We start from the raw sequence: 16,240 nt of genomic DNA, 5'->3' as shown, positions 1-16,240 counted from the left end.
CAGAAAATATTCGGGCAGACGTCCACCGGCTTGCGAGCTTGCGTCGGCCAGCCGCGCGCCCCCAAACGTCATCCCAGCGAAAGCTGGGATCTCCCCGATCCGGGTCGCAGCACTCGTCCCGATGATATCCCAGCTTTTGCTGGGATGACGGTCGTGAGAGGGGTACCCACTACAGAAAATATTCGGGCAGACGTCTACCGGCTTGCGAGCTTGCGTCGGGCATACGCGCCCCCCAACCGTCATCCCAGCGCAAGCTGGGATCTCCCCGTTCCGGGTCGCAGCACTCGCCCCGATGATATCCCAGCTTTCGCTGGGATGACGGTCGTGAGAGGGGGTATCCTCTGCAAAAGATATTCGTGCAGACGTTTACCGGCTTGCGAGCTTGCGTCGGGCAGCCGCGCGCCCCCAACCGTCATCCCAGCGCAAGCTGGGATCTCCCCGTTCCGGGTCGCAGCGTCCGCCCCGATGATATCCCAGCTTTCGCTGGGATGACGGTCTGTGGGGGAAGCTACAGGAAATTATACGGGTCGACGTCGACCGTCACCCGCACCTTCGACGGCCAGTCCAGCTTCCCCAGCCACGCCCGGATGACATCCTGCACATCCAGCGCCCGCCGCGCATGGACCAGCAGCCGGTACCGGTGTCGCCCCCGAAGCATCGCCAACGGCGCCGGCGCGGGCCCATACACGTGCATCCCCTCGACCTCGGGCGCACTCCGCCCCACTAGCTTCGCCGTATCATGCGCGCAGGACTGGTCCTCCGACGACACCACGATCGCCGCGTATCGCCCGAACGGCGGCGCGCCTGCGTCCTTCCGCGCGTCCGTCTCCGCCGCATAGAACGCATCCGCATCGCCGGTGATCAGCGCCTGCATCACCTGCGCGCCCGGGCTATGCGTCTGGATGAACACGTGTCCCGGCTTCTCGCCGCGTCCGGCGCGTCCCGACACCTGCCGGATCTGCTGGAACGTGCGTTCCGCCGCGCGCAGGTCGCCGCCATCGAGCCCGAGATCCGCATCGACCACGCCGACCAGAGTCAGGTTCGGGAAATGATACCCCTTCGTCACCAGCTGCGTGCCGACGACGATGTCGATATCGCCCGCCTCCATCCGCCCGACGAACTCTGCCGCCTTGGCCGGCGACCAGATCGTGTCCGACGTGACCACCGCCGTCTTCGCCTCGGGGAACAGCGCCGTCACCTCGTCCGCGATCCGCTCGACACCCGGCCCGCACGCGACCAGCGTATCCTCGCCCTTGCACTCCGGACACACGCGCGGTGTCGGTTCGATGTGGCCGCAATGATGGCAGGCCAGCCTGCGCGTCAGGCGGTGCTCGACCATCCACGCGGTGCAGTTCGGGCATTGGAACCGGTGCCCACAGGTCCGGCACAAGGTCAGCGGCGCATAGCCACGCCGGTTGAGGAACAGCAACGACTGCTCGCGCCGCTCCAAGGTCTCCTGCATCGCCTTGACGAGGCGCGGTGCCAGCCAGCGGCCGCGTTCCGGCGGTTCCTTGATCAGGTCGATCGACTCGATCGTCGGCATCTCCGCCGCCCCGAACCGCCCTGGCAGCTTCAATTCCGCATAGCGCCCGGTCGCGACCTGTTGTCGAGTCTCGATGGCCGGCGTTGCGGAGGCGAGGATGACCGGACACCCCTCGAACTTGCCGCGCATCACTGCGACGTCGCGCGCGTGATAATGCACGCCCTCTTCCTGCTTGAAGCTCGTCTCGTGCGCCTCGTCGACGACGATCAGCCCGAGGTCGCGGTAGGGCAGGAACAACGCGGACCGCGCCCCAACCGTCACCAGCGCCTCGCCGCTCGCGATCGCGCGCCAAGCCCGACGCCGCTGGGTCGACCGCAAACCCGAATGCCACGCGATCGGCTCGCACCCGAACCGGTCGTGGAAGCGCTTGAGGAACGGTTCGGTCAGCGCGATCTCGGGCAGCAGCACCAAAGTCTGGCGCCCGTCGCGGATCGCCTGAGCCACCGCCTCGAAATACACTTCGGTCTTGCCCGAGCCGGTCACCCCGTCGAGCAACGTCGGGTGGAACGCGTGCTCGGCAACGCCAGCGACCAGGGCATCGGCCGCCGCCCGCTGGTCCTCGGACAAGGTCGGCTCGTGATGCGAGGGATCGGGGACAGGGTAGGGGCTGTCCAGACTGACCTCGACCGTCTCGATCGCACCGACCTTCACCAGCCCGCGGATCACCGCGTCGCTGACGTCGGCGGTCGTCGCCAACTCACGGATCAGGCCCTGGCGATCACCGATCCGCTCCAGCGCCTGCTCGCGTTGCGGCGTCAGGCGCGGCGGCACGACGCCGGTGGACCGGTACTCGATCGCCGTCCGCGCGCCCTCCAGCGCCGAGGTCGACGCCAGCGTCATCCGCAACACCGACGCCGGTGGCGCGAGGTAATAATCCGCGGTCCACTCGACCAGCCGCCGCAGCGGCGCTCCCAGCGGCGGCACGTCGGCGACCGCGAGCAGGTTGCGCAGCCGGTTGTCGCCGACCTCCGCATCCGACGGCATCCGCTCCGCCTCCCATACCACGCCGAGCAACTGCCTTGGCCCGAGCGGCGCGACGACGATCGAGCCCGGCCCGACCTCCATGCCGGCCGGCACGCGGTAGTCGAGCGGCCCGAGGGCGGCGTTGAGGATCAGGACACGGGCGCGGGACGACATCGTGTCCGTATATGGGGCCAGATCGCTCCTGCGTGAACCGCCTTACGCGGCGGTTCGCCGGTCCGTCCGTCGGCGCTCACCCACCCGGGCACGCTTGGCCTCGTACAACACGGTATCCGCGCGGTGGACGAAATCGCGGATCGAGTGGCAGTCCGGTGCGAGCGCGGCGATCCCGACGGTTCCGGCGCTGACCATCGCAAGGCCGTTCATGGCGATGGGAAACCGCAGCGAGTCCTCGAGCCGCGCACAGACCTGCGCCGGCGTCGCGGCAAGCGTCGGGTTCTCGATCAGTACGGCAAACTCGTCGCCGCCAAGTCGCGCGACGAAACTGCCCATCAGCCATCGCGCCTGCAATTCGCGGCCGACGCCGCGCAGCACGTCGTCGCCTGCAGTATGTCCCAGCGTGTCGTTGATCGCCTTGAACCCGTCGAGATCGACCAGCGCGAGCAACAACGGCGTGCCATCGGTATGCGCGCGCGTCATCGCCGTATCGAGCGCGCGGTCGAAGGCGGCACGATTGGCGATCCCGGTCAGCGAATCGGTGTCGGCGGTGCGCCGCAACATGGTTTCGAGGGCATGGCGCTCGGTCACGTCCTGGAACACGCCGACAAAGCCAACCGTGGTACCCGAGTCGTTCTCGAGTTCGCCCAGCACGCGCACGCGGCGCGGCTCGCCCTGCGCGGTGGTGAAATCGACCTCGATGTCGAACGGCATCCCCGTCTCGAGGGTCAGGGCCATCGCGGTGCTCAGCTTGTCCTGCGCGTGCGGCGGGTAGAAGCTCAACGCGACGTCCATGTCGGGCACCGGGCCGACCGGCAGGCCGTAGATGTGAAAGACGCCGTCGGACCAGTCCATCTGTTCGTGATCGAGCGAGGTGCGCCACGATCCCATCGCCGCCATCCGCTCCGCCTGGCGGAAGATCCGGTCCTGACGCTCGAGTGTCGCGGCCTGTCGGTCCGCGGTGGTGGCGATCGCGATCGCCCGGTTGGCGGCGGAGCGTGCGGCGATCGCGGTTTCCGCCAGCGTCGCCAGATGCACCAGCGCCCGGCGGCCGGCATCGTCGAGACTGCGGGGCGTCGTGTCGATGACGCATATCGTGCCGATCGCGTGACGCCGGCCCGCGCCGTCGGTCGCATGGATCGCCGCCCCGGCGTAAAAACGGGCTCCCTGCTCCGCCATGACCAGCGGATTGGCCGAAAACCGCGGGTCGGCGTCGAGGTCCGTGATCACGAGGGGAACCTCGTTCTGGATCGTGTAGGCGCACATGCCGATATCACGGCTGATCTCGCCGCGTTCGCCGCCCGCCGCGGCCTTGATCCATAGCCGGTCGCTATCGACGAGAGTCATGAGCGCGGTCGGGCAGTCCAGCATCTCTGCCGCCAACGCCACCAGCGCATCGAATTCGCGTTCCGGCTGGCTGTCGAGCAGCGCCAGCGCGTGAAGTGCCGACACGCGCCGCTTTTCGTCGGCAAAGGACTCGGACAGGAGATCGGCGGGGGACATGGTACTGACTATCGCGACGGAGGTTAATTTTCTTTGGTCACTTAACGCGTTACTGTCCAATCATGGAGTATAACGAAGTTCTGCCGCCGTCGATGCTTTGGGCCGATCATCTCGCGCGGGATCGGCGTCGATCGGTGCATACGGTGCGTGCCTATCGCGCGGCGGCGGAGCGGCTGACCGCGTTCCTGATCGGCCATTGGGGCGAGGCGATCGACCGTGCGGCGCTGGCGCGGGTGACGGCGACGGACCTCCGTGCGTATCTGGCGCAGCGTCGCGAATTGGGACTCGGCAATGCCTCGGCCGCACGCGAATTGTCGGCGGTGCGCGGGTTCCTCGTCTGGGCGAACGAAGCCGCCGAGCAACCGCGGATGCGGGGGCCGCGCGTCAAGACCGGCGTGCCGCGGCCGATCTCGCCGGCCGAGGCGGTCGCGTTGGCGGAGGAGGTGGCTGACGATGCCGCCGAGCCGTGGATCGGCGCGCGCGACTGGGCGGTGCTGATGCTGTTGTACGGCGCGGGGCTGCGGATCGGCGAAGCGCTGACGTTGCGGGGCGAGATCCTGCCGCTCGGCGAGACGATCCGGGTGAAGGGCAAGCGCGACAAGACCCGCGTGGTGCCGCTGTTGCCGCAGGTCCGCGCGGCGATCGAGGCCTATGTCGCGCAGACGCCCTGGCCGATCACGCGCGACGCGCCGCTGTTTCGGGGCGCGAAGGGCGGCGCGCTATCGCCGGTGATGATCCGGCGCGGGGTGCAGGCCGCGCGCGCGCGGCTCGGGCTCGGCGACCGGACGACGCCGCATGCGCTGCGCCACAGCTTCGCGACGCATCTGCTGGGGCGGGGTGCGGATCTGCGCGCGCTACAGGAACTGCTGGGCCATGCGAGCCTGAGTTCGACGCAGGTCTATACGCAGGTCGACGCCGCGCATCTGATGGACGTGTACCGCAACGCGCATCCGCGGGCCTGAGGTCAGGCCGAGCCCTTCGGCTTCCACGTGACGACGCGCCACACATAGCCGATGATGATCACCGCGAACGTCGCCACCGCGACCGGCCCGACATAGCGGTCGAGTTCGGAGAAATGCGAGCCGAGCAGGATGCCCGCATAGGCGAGCACGGTATTCCAGATCGCGCTGCCGGCCGCGGTCCAGATTACGAACTGCCAGATCGGCATGCACGTCATCCCCGCGGGGAGCGAGATGACCGTGCGGAAGGTTGGCATGAACCGGAACACGAAGATCACCCAGCCGCCGCGCTTCATGAAGAAGCGGTGGATCTTCTCGACGTCCGACCATTCCATCGTCAGCCAGCGGCCGTTGCGCTCGATGAACGGGCGGAAGCGCTCGTAGCCGATGTTGCGGCCGATATAATACCAGAAGTAATTGCCGACGACCGAGCCCGCGGTGCCCCAGGCGATCAGCGGCACGATGCTCATGTTGCCGCGCGCGACCGCCATGCCGCCGAGCCCCATGATCACTTCGGACGGGACGGGAGGCACGATATTCTCGAGCGCCATCAACAGGAAGATACCGAAATATCCGCCCCAGGCGATGAGATCGAGGATGAATTCGGTCATGGGTATGAGATACTGCCGGGACGCCAGAAGGGTTCCGTGATGGGTTCCACCATTGCGCTACCCTGGCCCACCATTGCACCACCCCGGCGAAGGCCGGGGCCCAATTGGGGGACGGTTATGACGGAGGACGGCGCTCCGTTACGACGACCTTTCCAATTGGGCCCCGGCCTCCGCCGGGGTGGTGTTTTTTTGGAAAGGCTACCGCGCCGCGACCTTCGCCTCGATCGCATCCCAGATCATGCCGGCGACATCGGTCCCATCGAACTTCTCGATCGCGACGATTCCGGTCGGTGACGTCACGTTGATCTCGGTCAGCCACGTGCCCCCGATCACGTCGATCCCGACGAACAGCAACCCGCGCTTCTTCAGTTCCGGCCCCAACACCGCACAGATTTCGCGCTCCTTTTCGGTCAGTTCCGACTTCTCCGCCGACCCGCCGACCGCGAGGTTCGAGCGGATTTCGCCTTCGCCCGGCAGGCGGTTGATCGCGCCCGCGACCTCGCCGTCGATGAGCACGATCCGTTTGTCACCCTTCGCGACGTCGGGGAGGAACGCCTGCACCATGTGCGGCTCGCGCCACGTCATGTTGAAGACCTCCATCAGCGCCGACAGGTTCGCGCCGTCCGACTCGACCTTGAAGATCGCCTTGCCGCCATTGCCGTGCAGCGGCTTGATGACGATCGCGCCGTGCTCGGCGAGGAATTTGCGCGCCTCGTCGAGCGAGCGGGTGACCAAAGTCGGCGGCATGAACTGCGGGTAATCGAGCACGAACACCTTTTCGGGCGCATTCCGCACCTGCGCGGGATCGTTCACGACCAGCGTCTTGTCGGCGATCCGCTCGAGCAGGTGCGTCGCGGTGATGTAGCCGAGATCGAACGGGGGATCCTGGCGCATCAGCACGACATCGGCCTCGTCGCCGAGGTCGAGGTTCACCGGCTCGCCAACCGAGAAATGGTCGCCGACGACGCGCTGCACGGTGACCGGATGCGCCTTCGCCCAAACCCGGCCGTCGCGGTAGTTCAGGTCCTCGGCGGAATAGTGGAAGAGCTTATGGCCACGATCCTGCGCCGACAGCATTAGCGCGAACGTCGAATCGCCGGCGATGTTGATGCTGTCGAGCGGGTCCATCTGGACGGCGACGGTGAGGCTCATTCTCGCATTCCTTCCATGCATCCCGATTTCCGTCACCCCAGCGGACGCTGGGGTCTCCCCGTAACTGGAAGACCCCAGCGTCCGCTGGGGTGACGGGTCGGGATGGTTCGGATCGGGACTTAGGAAGGCGGGTGGGATTTGTCACCCACGCTCGCCTGATCCCTACCCGATCCCTACCCGATCCCTACCCGATCCATGCATTCTCGATATGCCGCGGCCGCGTACCCGGTGCGAGCAGGATGACGTCGACGCGGATGTCGTCGCCCGGTCCGGCATAGCGCGGCATCAGATATTCAGCCGCTGCGGCGACGCGGGCGAGGCGGCGTTCGTCGATCGCGAAGTCGAGTTCGGCGGCGGTCGCGCGGGTTTTCACCTCGACGAAGGCGATCAGGTTTCCTTTGCGCGCGACGAGATCGACCTCGCCGGCGGGGGTGCGGACCCGGCGATCGAGGATGCTCCAGCCCTTCAGCCGCAGCCACCACCCCGCCAAGCGCTCGCCGCGCCGGCCGGCGATCTCTGCGGAGCGGCGGTCACGCATGCCTGCTCCCATCCCTGAAAGGGAGGGGTTGGGGGTGGTTTGGTTTGTTGGCTGGTGCTGCGGATACCAAGCGGCCGACCCACCCCCGGCACCTCCCTTTCAGGGAGGGGGGAAGAAGGGGGGTCACCCCTTCTCCGCCTTCAGTTCCAGCGCCCGCGCGTAGAGGGTCTTGCGGTCGAGGCCGAGCTTCTTCGCGACTTCGCTTGCGGCTTGGCCAGTGGACAGGCGAGTGAGCGCTTCGGTCAACGCCGTGTCGCCATCCTCCGCGCTCGCCGGCGGAGCCTCGCCCGGCGGCGCCACGACGATCACGATCTCCCCACGCGGTGGCGAGTCCGCATAGCGCTCGGCTAGCGTCGACAGCGTCCCCGTCACCGCCTCCTCGAACTTCTTGCTGATCTCGCGCGTCACCGCCGCTTCGCGGTCGCCGAGCCCTTCGAGCAGCGCCGCCAGGCACGCCCCCAGCCGCGGCCCCGACTCATACATGACGAGCGTCGCGCGGATCGGCGCGATCTCGGCGATCGCCTCCGCCCGCGCGTGCAGCTTCGAGGGGAGGAAGCCGACGAACAGGAACCGGTCGGTCGGCAGCCCCGCCAGCGTCAGCGCCGCCACGGCCGCGCAGGGTCCGGGGATCGTCACCACCAGATGCCCCGCCGCACGCGCATCGCGCACCAGCTTGAAGCCCGGATCCGAAATCAGCGGCGTCCCCGCATCCGACACCAGCGCCACCGCCTGCGTCGCCATCCGCGCGATCAGCGCCGGCCGCACGCCCTCCGCGCTGTGATCGTGATACGGCACCATCGGCGTCTTCGTGCCGATGTGGCGGAGCAAGCCGGCGGTCACGCGGCTGTCCTCGACCGCGATCACGTCGGCACGGCGGAGGATGTCGGCGGCGCGCGGCGACAGATCGCCAAGATTGCCGATCGGGGTCGCGACGATGTAGAGGCCGGGATCGAGAAGAGTTTCAGGGTTCATGGGGACGGTCATGGCAGACGCGACGACGATAGGGCAATCCGGCCGGCACTCAATGCGTACCATCGGGCGATGGGCGACGCTTGCCGCGGCGTGCCTGCTCGGCGCGTGCCAGACGATCGTCCCGCGTGGGCCGCTCGAGCCGTCGCAGCAGCGCCCGACCACGCGGCCCGTTGATCGTCCCGATATCGGCGTCGAGACCGGCATCCCGCGCGATGCCGAGCGTAACCGCGTCGCGCTGCTCGTCCCGCTGTCGGGCAGCAATGCGGGCGTTGGCACCTCGATCGCCAACGCGACGATGCTCGCGCTGCTCGACACGCAGAACCAGCGCGTCCGGATCACCAACTACGACACCGCGACCGGCGCCGCCGCCGCCGCGCAGCGCGCGATCGCCGAGGGTGCGCAGCTGATCCTCGGGCCGCTGCTCGCCGACGATGTCCGTGCGGTCGCGCCGATCGCGCGCGCCGCGAACATCCCGGTGCTGAGCTTCTCCAACGATCTCGGCGTGGCGGGCAATGGCGCGTATCTGATGGGCTATGTCCCGACCCAATCGATCGCGCGCGTCGTCGATTTCGCCAAGGAGCGCGGCGTCAGCAACTTCGCCGGCCTAGTCCCCAACGGCCTGTACGGTGAGCGCGCCTCGACCGCGTTCCTCCGCGCCGTCGAAGGCGCGGGTGGCCAGGTCGTCTCGCTCCAGACCTATGCGCGCGGTCCCGGCGGCGTTTCCGGTGCAGTCACGCGGCTCGCGGCGAAAGCCCCTTATGACGCGGTCCTGATCGCCGACGGCGGCGCCACCGCAGCTTCGGCAGCGGCGATGGTCAAGCGCGGCGGCGGTGCGTCGACGCGTATCCTCGGCACCGAACTCTGGAATTCGGACTCGGGCATTGCCGCGAAGCCTGCGCTGTCGGGCGCGTGGTACGCCAGCGTCTCGGACACGCTGTACCGCCAATATGCCGCCAAATACCGCGCGCGGTTCGGGGCAGGGCCGTACCGCCTGTCGAGCCTCGGGTACGACTCGGTCCTGCTGACGGTGCGTATCGCGCGCGACTGGAAGCCCGGCACGCCGTTCCCGGTGAACCGCCTGCGCGATAGCGACGGCTTTGCGGGCATCGACGGCGCGTTCCGCTTCGGTCGTGACAATGTCGCCGAGCGGGCGCTTGAGGTGAAGGAAATCCGCGGCGGCACGACGACGGTGGTCTCGCCCGCGCCGGCCGGGTTCGGGAAGTAGCATCTTCGCCCCTCCCTGGAGGGGAGGGGTAGGGGGTGGGTCGGCCAATTGGCTATCGACGCGCCCGCCCCATACCGACCCACCCCCGGCCCCTCCCTTTCAGGGAGGGGGGAAGAGCGACGGCTTTGCGGGCATCGATGGCGCGTTTCGCTTCGGTCGTGACAATGTCGCCGAACGCGCGCTTGAGGTGAAGGAAATCCGTGGCGGCACGACCACGGTGGTCTCACCCGCACCGGCGGGTTTCGGGAAGTAGCATCTTCGCCCCTCCCTGGAGGGGAGGGGTAGGGGTGGGTCGGCCATTGGCTATCGACGCGCCCGCCCCATACCGACCCACCCCCGGCCCCTCCCTTTCAGGGAGGGGGGAAGAGCGGCGGGTTTGCGGGCATCGATGGCGCGTTTCGCTTCGGCAAGGACAACGTTGCCGAGCGGGCGCTTGAGATGAAGGAAATCCGCGGCGGCACGACGACGGTCGTCTCGCCCGCGCCGGCCGGGTTCGGGAAGTAGCATCTTCCCCCCTCCCTGGAAGGGAGGGGTAGGGGGTGGGTTGGTTTGGGGCGGGTACACCGATAGCCAACTGGCCTACCCACCCCCAGCCCCTCCCTTTCAGGGAGGGGGGAAGAGTAACGCAGCCGCCTAAGCCGTTACGATTTCCGGCAGGATCGCGTCGAGGAGCAGCGCGCCGGCTTCGGTGACTCGCAGGCGTCCCGGTGTGTGGGCGATCAGCCCCAGCGCCTCCAACCGCGCCACGGCTGCCAAGTCCACCGGCACGATACCCGCGTTCAGCGCCGTGATGCGGTCCAGATCCACCCCTTCGGCCAGCCGCAACCCCATCAGCAGCGCCTCGGTCGCCCGCGTCGAGGGCGTCAGCGGATCCTCGACTTCCATCCCGTGGCCATTCCGCTCGATCGCCGCCAGCCAGTTCTCCGGCTTCTTCCGCCGCACCGTCGCCAGCCCGCCACGCCGGCCATGCGCGCCGGGCCCGATCCCGGCATAATCCTGGTACCGCCAGTAAGCGAGGTTGTGGCGGCTCTCCGCTCCCGGGCGCGCATGGTTCGACGTCTCGTATGCGGGCAGCCCCGCCGCCGCGGTGTCGGCGCGCGTCGCCTCGAACAGGTCGGCCGCCGAGTCGCCGTCCGGGATCACGATCCGCCCCGCGAGCGCCTCGGTCGCGAACCGCGTGCCGGCTTCGATCGTCAGCTGATACAGCGAGAGATGCTCCGTCCCCAGGCTTAGCGCGCGCGCCAGTTCCGCACGCCAGTCGTCGAGCCGCTGGCCGGGGAGGGCATAGATCAGGTCGAAACTCACGCGGGGAAACACGCTCTGCGCGGTGGCGAGCGCGGCCTGTCCCTCGTTCACGTCATGCGCGCGGCCGAGGAACTTCAGCGCCTGGTCGTCGAGCGATTGCAGCCCGAGCGATACCCGGTTCACGCCCGCGCTCGCCAGATCGGCAAACCTTGCCGCCTCGACCGAGGACGGGTTCGCCTCCAGCGTGATCTCGATTCCGTCGGCGAAACCCCACGCCTTCTCCGCCGCATTCAGCACGGCCGCGACGGTCTCGGGCGGCATCAGCGACGGCGTGCCACCGCCGAAGAAGATCGACTGCAACTTCCGCCCCGGCAGCACGCGCGCTTCATGGTCGAGGTCGATCAGCAGCGCGGCGCGCCAGGCTGCCTGGTCCACCTCGTCGCGGACATGGCTGTTGAAGTCGCAATACGGGCATTTCGACACGCAGAACGGCCAATGGACGTAGAGCGCGAGATCGCCCGTAGGATGAGCGTTGGGGCTTGGTGTTTCGAAGACGGGCATTATCTCGCGCATATGGTCGCACGGGGCGGCCGAAGGAAGCGCTATGACGGCACGGATGGGTTTGGCGATCGCCGGGGCGCTGGTGCTGGCAGGTTGCGCGCAGGGGCCCGAGCGAGTCGTCGAGCCGCGCGAATCGATGGCGCCGGCCCCGCGCGGTGCGAGCCTGCTCAAGACCGCGATGATGGACGGCCACAATGCCGCGCGCGCCGCGGTGGGCGTTGCGCCGCTGACCTGGAGCGACACGCTGGTGATCACCGCGCGCGCCTATGCCGAGGAAATGGCGCGCACGCGGAAATTCGCGCACGCTCCGCAGCCGCAGGGCATGACCCGCGAAGGCGAGAATTTGTGGACCGGCACGCGCTATGCCTATGCCTATCCCGAGATGATCGGCCACTGGGTCGCCGAGAAGCGCGATTTCATCAACATGCCGACCCCCGGATTCAGCCGCACCGGCAAAGTCGACGACGTCGCGCACTACACGCAGATCGTCTGGCGCGGCTCGACCCAGGTCGGCTGCGCGATGGCGAGCAACAAGACCGATGACTATCTGGTGTGCCGCTATTCGCCGCCCGGCAATGTCTTCGGCGAACGTGCCTATTGATCTGGAGCAAGCCGGTAGTTTCGGGACAGTGGTATTTTCTTAAGTGGTTTCGGCCTAACCTACTTTAATGAAACCAGTACCCTTACCCGATGTGCCCCGTATCGGTTGCGTCGGATGTCGTGACGGCGCCGGCCTGTCGTTCGCCTTCTCGATGGCGTTCCAGCCGATCGTCGATGTCGAGACGGAGACGGTCTTCGCGTACGAGGCGTTGGTGCGCGGGCCCGAGGGTCAGTCGGCGGCGAGCGTGTTGGGCCAGGTCGATGCGGCCAATCTGTATGCGTTCGACCAGCAGTGCCGGGTGCGCGCGATCGAGGCGTCGGTGAAGGCCGGGCTGCTCGATACGCCCGCGCGGCTTTCGATCAACTTCCTCCCGAACGCGGTGTATTCGCCGGCGGCGTGCATCCAGTTGACGCTGAAGACCGCGGGCGCGGTGGGGATGCCGACCGACCGGCTGATCTTCGAGTTCACCGAGAACGAGGAGATGCTCGATCCCGCGCATGTCGCGAACATCATCGCGACCTATCAGAAGATGGGCTTCGGCACCGCGCTCGACGATTTCGGGGCGGGGCATGCGGGGCTGAACCTGCTCGCGCGGTTCCAGCCGGATATCATCAAGCTCGACATGGAGCTGATCCGCGATCTCGACACGAGCCTGCCGCGACGGATGATCGTCGAGGGGATGCTGCGGATGTGCGCGGGGTTGGGGATCTCGGTGATCGCCGAGGGGGTCGAGACCGAAGGCGAGTACGACGCCCTGCGTGCGTTGGGCGTGCGGTATATCCAGGGGTATCTGCTGGCGAAACCGGCGTTCGAGGCGTTGCCGGTCGTGAACTGGCCCAGGAAGCAGATGATCGCCGTTTGAGGGTGCTGAAATCGTAACTTGGATCCTCCCCCGCCAGGGGGAGGTGGCACCGCAGGTGACGGAGGGGGAGGACACGGAACGATCGTTGCCCTTTCCTCCCCCTCCGTCTGGCGAGTGCCAGCCACCTCCCCCTGGCGGGGGAGGATCGATACAAATCAGAACACCGCGGCTTCGAGCAGCTTGAACGCTTCGTTGCGGTGGCTGATCGCGTTCTTCGTTTCGTGCGGGAGTTCGGCGTAGGTCTGGTCGTAGCCGAGCGGCACGAACACCGGGTCGTAGCCGAACCCGACATTCCCGCGCGGCGGCCAGGCCAGCGTCCCCTCGGCACGGCCCTCGAACCATTCGACGTGACCATCCGGCCACGCGAGCGCGAGCACGCTGACGAAATGCGCGGCGCGGCTCGCATCCGGGCCCTTGGCGGCGACGGCGTCCTCGACCTTCTGCATCGCCATCATCCAGTCGCGACCGTTCGGCGTTTCCGCCCAGTCGGCGGTGTATACGCCCGGGTCGCCACCCAGCGCGTCGACGCACAGCCCGCTGTCGTCGGCAAGCGCGGGGTAGCCCGACAGGTCCGCGGCTGAGCGCGCCTTCAGTTCGGCGTTCGCGAAGAAGGTCGTGCCCGTCTCGATCGGCTCGGGCAGGTCGAGTTCGGCGGCCGAGACGACTTCGAGCCCACGCCCTTCGAGCAACGCCGCGATCTCGCGAACCTTGCCCTTGTTGTGGCTGGCGATGACCAGCTTGCCCGGTGCGAGCTTGCGGATCGCCTGCGGCTCCTTCCCCTCGCCGCTCACTTGGCGACCGCCTTTGCCTGGGCCGCGAAGATGTCGGTGCAGCCGATCCGCGCGAGCCTCAGCAGGCGGAGCAGCGCCTCCTCGTCATACGTCGCGCCCTCGGCGGTTGCCTGCGCCTCGGCGATGTTGCCGCTCTCCAGCAGCACGAAGTTCGCATCCGCATCCGCGCCCGAATCCTCGATATAATCGAGGTCGAGCACCGGATTGCCCTGGTAGATCCCGCAGCTGATCGCCGCGACCTTCTGCGTCAGCGGGTCGGCGGTCAGCTTGCCGCTTGCCAGCAAGCCATCAATGGCGAGCCGCAGCGCGACCCAGCCGCCCGAGATCGATGCGGTGCGCGTGCCGCCGTCGGCCTGGATCACGTCGCAATCGATCACGATCTGGCGCTCGCCGAGCAGCTTCAGGTCGACCACCGCGCGCAAGCTGCGCCCGATCAGCCGCTGGATTTCCTGCGTGCGGCCCGACTGCTTGCCCTTGGCGGCCTCGCGGTTGTTGCGCGTGTTGGTGGCGCGCGGGAGCATGCCGTATTCGGCGGTCACCCAGCCTTCGCCCTTGCCGCGCATGAACGGCGGGACCTTTTCCTCGACGCTGGCGGTGACGAGCACTTTGGTGTCGCCGAAGCCGATCAGGACGGAGCCTTCGGCATGCTTGGTGAAGCGTGGCTCGATCGTGATCGCACGCATCTGGTCTGGGGCGCGGCCGGATGGGCGCATGATGTGTCGTCCTTGCTTGGTTCTCCCGCGAAAGCGGGAGCCCAGGATCACGCAGCACAACGCCCGTGACTCCTGGACCCCCGCATTCGCGAGGGAACGGGTTTTGCCGCTGCCTAGCCTTTCGTTTGGTCGCTCGCCAGCCTAGATCAAAGCGATGGCCACGCCCCCCGTCACCGAACTGACCGATCGCGCGCGCGACATCTTCCGTGCGGTCGTCGACAGCTATCTCGCCAGCGGCACGCCGGTCGGGTCGAAGACGATCGCGCAGCTGACCGGCCTCAGCCTGTCGCCCGCCTCGATTCGTGGTGTGATGGGCGAACTCGAAGGACTGGGGCTACTCGCCAGCCCGCATACCAGCGCCGGCCGAATGCCGACCGACCGGGGCTTGCGGCTGTTCGTCGACGGCATGATGCAGGCGATGGAGCCCTCGATCGAGGAGCGCCAGACGATCGAGGCCCGCGCCGGCGTCGGTGGCCCGGTCGAGGAAGCGCTCGCCGCGACCACGCTCGCGCTGTCGGGGCTGTCGGCCTGCGCCGGGTTGGTGATGGTGCCCAAGCGCGAGCTGAAACTGCGCCAGATCGCGTTCGTCGCGCTGTCGCCCGAACAGGCGCTGGCAGTGCTGGTCAGCGAGGACGGCTCGGTCGAGAATCGCGTGATCGCGCTGCCCAAGGGCATGTCGGCGTCCGCGTTGATCGAGGCGGGCAATTACATGTCGGCGACGCTTGGCGGCCTGACGCTGGCCGAGGCGCGGGGCCGGATCGAACGCGAGCTGACGGACGGGCAGGCGGCACTGGACGGCGCGGCGCGGACTTTGGTTGAGCGCGGCATCGCGGTGTGGAGTGAGGATGCGGATCGACGTCCGGTGCTGATCGTGCGCGGGCAAGGGCGGTTGATCGATGCCGCTGCCGCGGCCGATCTCGACCGGGTCCGCGACCTGCTCGACGATCTCGAGGGAAAGCAGGAAGTCGCATCGCTTTTGGACAGTGCGCGGGCGGGCGATTCGACCCGCATTTTCATCGGCGCGGAGACCAAATTGTTCGCGTTGTCAGGGTCTTCGGTGATTGCGCGACCGTTCCGCGGGTTGGACGGCCGGGTGGTCGGCGTGGTCGGTGTGATCGGCCCCACGCGGTTGAACTATGCGCGCGTCGTGCCCATGGTGGATTTCACGGCTGCAACGCTCGCCCGGTTGATGGGTTGAGCCGGCCAATTTTATAGGGAAAGCAATGTCCGACATCGACCAGAACACGCCTGCAGACCTGCGCGAAGAGACCGCTGAAGACGCGCCCGAAGTCGCGACCAACGACCGCGTCGCCGAGTTGGAGAACCAGCTCGCCGAGGCCAAGCAGAACGTCCTGTACGCGCAAGCCGAAATCCAGAACGTCCGCCGCCGCGCCGAGAAGGAAGCGCAGGACGCGCGCGCCTATGCCGCGACGGCGTTCGCGCGCGACGTGCTGTCGGTTGCGGACAACCTCGCGCGTGGTCTGTCGGCGATCCCGGCGGACCTGCGTTCGGACGAGAAGATGAAGGGGCTCGTTACTGGCCTCGAAGCGACCGGTCGCGAGCTGGAGAGCGTGTTCCAGCGCCACGGCATCACCAAGATCGCCGCGGAAGGCCAGATGCTCGACCCGAACAAGCACCAGGCGATGATGGAAATCCCGAGCGACCAGCCGCCGGGCACGATCGTCCAGGAGATGCAGGTCGGCTACATGATCAAGGACCGCCTGCTGCGTCCCGCGATGGTCGGCGTCGCCAAGGCCGGCTAACCCTTGCTCCCCTCCCTGAAAGGGAGGGGCTGGGGGTGGGTCGGCCGGTTGGCTATCGGTGCGC

General features: G+C 67.8%; 15 protein-coding genes and 2 pseudogenes. 8 read left to right on the top strand and 9 right to left on the bottom strand.

The window, feature by feature from the left end:
- Window positions 1-508: 508 nt before the first annotated feature.
- Window positions 509-2,680 (bottom strand): primosomal protein N', encoded by a 2,172-nt coding sequence (locus tag NLI89_RS07770; RefSeq protein ID WP_254686502.1) that lies wholly within the window; start codon window positions 2,678-2,680, stop codon window positions 509-511.
- A gap of 42 nt (window positions 2,681-2,722) precedes the next feature.
- Window positions 2,723-4,183, bottom strand: coding sequence for a sensor domain-containing diguanylate cyclase (locus tag NLI89_RS07765; protein ID WP_254686501.1), 1,461 nt, complete (start codon window positions 4,181-4,183; stop codon window positions 2,723-2,725).
- Between the two features lie 62 nt (window positions 4,184-4,245).
- On the opposite strand from NLI89_RS07765, the gene NLI89_RS07760 reads away from it, so the two are divergent.
- Window positions 4,246-5,145, top strand: a complete 900-nt coding sequence (locus NLI89_RS07760; RefSeq protein ID WP_254686500.1) for a tyrosine recombinase XerC — start codon at window positions 4,246-4,248, stop codon at window positions 5,143-5,145.
- A gap of 2 nt (window positions 5,146-5,147) precedes the next feature.
- On the opposite strand, the gene NLI89_RS07755 is transcribed toward NLI89_RS07760, so the two are convergent.
- The 4 genes from NLI89_RS07755 to rsmI all read right to left on the bottom strand — a co-directional run bounded on the left by NLI89_RS07755 (window position 5,148) and on the right by rsmI (window position 8,415).
- Window positions 5,148-5,753, bottom strand: a complete 606-nt coding sequence (locus tag NLI89_RS07755; RefSeq protein WP_254686499.1) for a DedA family protein — start codon at window positions 5,751-5,753, stop codon at window positions 5,148-5,150.
- 198 nt (window positions 5,754-5,951) lie between these two features.
- Window positions 5,952-6,905 (bottom strand): glutathione synthase, encoded by a 954-nt coding sequence (gshB, locus tag NLI89_RS07750; protein WP_254686498.1) that lies wholly within the window; start codon window positions 6,903-6,905, stop codon window positions 5,952-5,954.
- 184 nt (window positions 6,906-7,089) lie between these two features.
- The gene (locus NLI89_RS07745; protein WP_187505055.1) at window positions 7,090-7,443 is read right to left on the bottom strand and encodes a YraN family protein; all 354 of its coding nucleotides are present in this window, start codon (window positions 7,441-7,443) and stop codon (window positions 7,090-7,092) included.
- Window positions 7,444-7,566: 123 nt separating this feature from the next.
- Window positions 7,567-8,415, bottom strand: coding sequence for a 16S rRNA (cytidine(1402)-2'-O)-methyltransferase (rsmI, locus tag NLI89_RS07740; protein ID WP_254686497.1), 849 nt, complete (start codon window positions 8,413-8,415; stop codon window positions 7,567-7,569).
- A 52-nt stretch (window positions 8,416-8,467) separates the two neighbouring features.
- Between rsmI and NLI89_RS07735 the strand changes: the two genes are divergently transcribed.
- The 3 genes and pseudogenes from NLI89_RS07735 to NLI89_RS07725 all read left to right on the top strand — a co-directional run.
- Entirely contained in the window at window positions 8,468-9,640 is a 1,173-nt protein-coding gene (locus NLI89_RS07735) for a penicillin-binding protein activator (protein ID WP_254686496.1), read from the top strand.
- Window positions 9,641-9,761: 121 nt separating this feature from the next.
- Window positions 9,762-9,893 (top strand): annotated as a pseudogene (locus NLI89_RS07730) (penicillin-binding protein activator); the annotation flags it as partial.
- Between the two features lie 116 nt (window positions 9,894-10,009).
- A pseudogene (locus NLI89_RS07725) lies at window positions 10,010-10,144 on the top strand (penicillin-binding protein activator); the annotation flags it as partial.
- Between the two features lie 129 nt (window positions 10,145-10,273).
- On the opposite strand, the gene hemW reads toward NLI89_RS07725, so the two are convergent.
- Window positions 10,274-11,446, bottom strand: coding sequence for a radical SAM family heme chaperone HemW (hemW, locus tag NLI89_RS07720; RefSeq protein ID WP_254686495.1), 1,173 nt, complete (start codon window positions 11,444-11,446; stop codon window positions 10,274-10,276).
- A 43-nt stretch (window positions 11,447-11,489) separates the two neighbouring features.
- Between hemW and NLI89_RS07715 the strand changes: the two genes are divergently transcribed.
- On the top strand, window positions 11,490-12,047 hold the full coding sequence (locus NLI89_RS07715) for a CAP domain-containing protein (protein ID WP_254686494.1): 558 nt from the start codon (window positions 11,490-11,492) through the stop codon (window positions 12,045-12,047).
- 67 nt (window positions 12,048-12,114) lie between these two features.
- On the top strand, window positions 12,115-12,909 hold the full coding sequence (locus tag NLI89_RS07710) for an EAL domain-containing protein (protein WP_439144490.1): 795 nt from the start codon (window positions 12,115-12,117) through the stop codon (window positions 12,907-12,909).
- A 155-nt stretch (window positions 12,910-13,064) separates the two neighbouring features.
- Here NLI89_RS07710 and rdgB read toward each other — a convergent pair whose 3' ends face one another.
- A complete protein-coding gene (gene rdgB / locus NLI89_RS07705; RefSeq protein ID WP_254686493.1) occupies window positions 13,065-13,700 on the bottom strand; it encodes an RdgB/HAM1 family non-canonical purine NTP pyrophosphatase in 636 nt (211 codons plus the stop codon).
- Window positions 13,697-14,413 (bottom strand): ribonuclease PH, encoded by a 717-nt coding sequence (rph, locus tag NLI89_RS07700; protein ID WP_254686492.1) that lies wholly within the window; start codon window positions 14,411-14,413, stop codon window positions 13,697-13,699. Before rph ends, rdgB begins: the two co-directional genes overlap by 4 nt.
- Before the next feature lie 154 nt (window positions 14,414-14,567).
- Between rph and hrcA the strand changes: the two genes are divergently transcribed.
- The gene (gene hrcA / locus NLI89_RS07695) at window positions 14,568-15,611 is read left to right on the top strand and encodes a heat-inducible transcriptional repressor HrcA (protein WP_254686491.1); all 1,044 of its coding nucleotides are present in this window, start codon (window positions 14,568-14,570) and stop codon (window positions 15,609-15,611) included.
- 25 nt (window positions 15,612-15,636) lie between these two features.
- A complete protein-coding gene (gene grpE / locus NLI89_RS07690; RefSeq protein ID WP_254686490.1) occupies window positions 15,637-16,176 on the top strand; it encodes a nucleotide exchange factor GrpE in 540 nt (179 codons plus the stop codon).
- Window positions 16,177-16,240: the final 64 nt, after the last annotated feature.

This window comes from Sphingomonas faeni (assembly GCF_024273235.1).
Classification (GTDB): domain Bacteria; phylum Pseudomonadota; class Alphaproteobacteria; order Sphingomonadales; family Sphingomonadaceae; genus Sphingomonas; species Sphingomonas faeni_A.
Note: the sequence above shows the minus strand (reverse complement) of the source record. Positions and strands in the feature narration are given on the sequence as shown.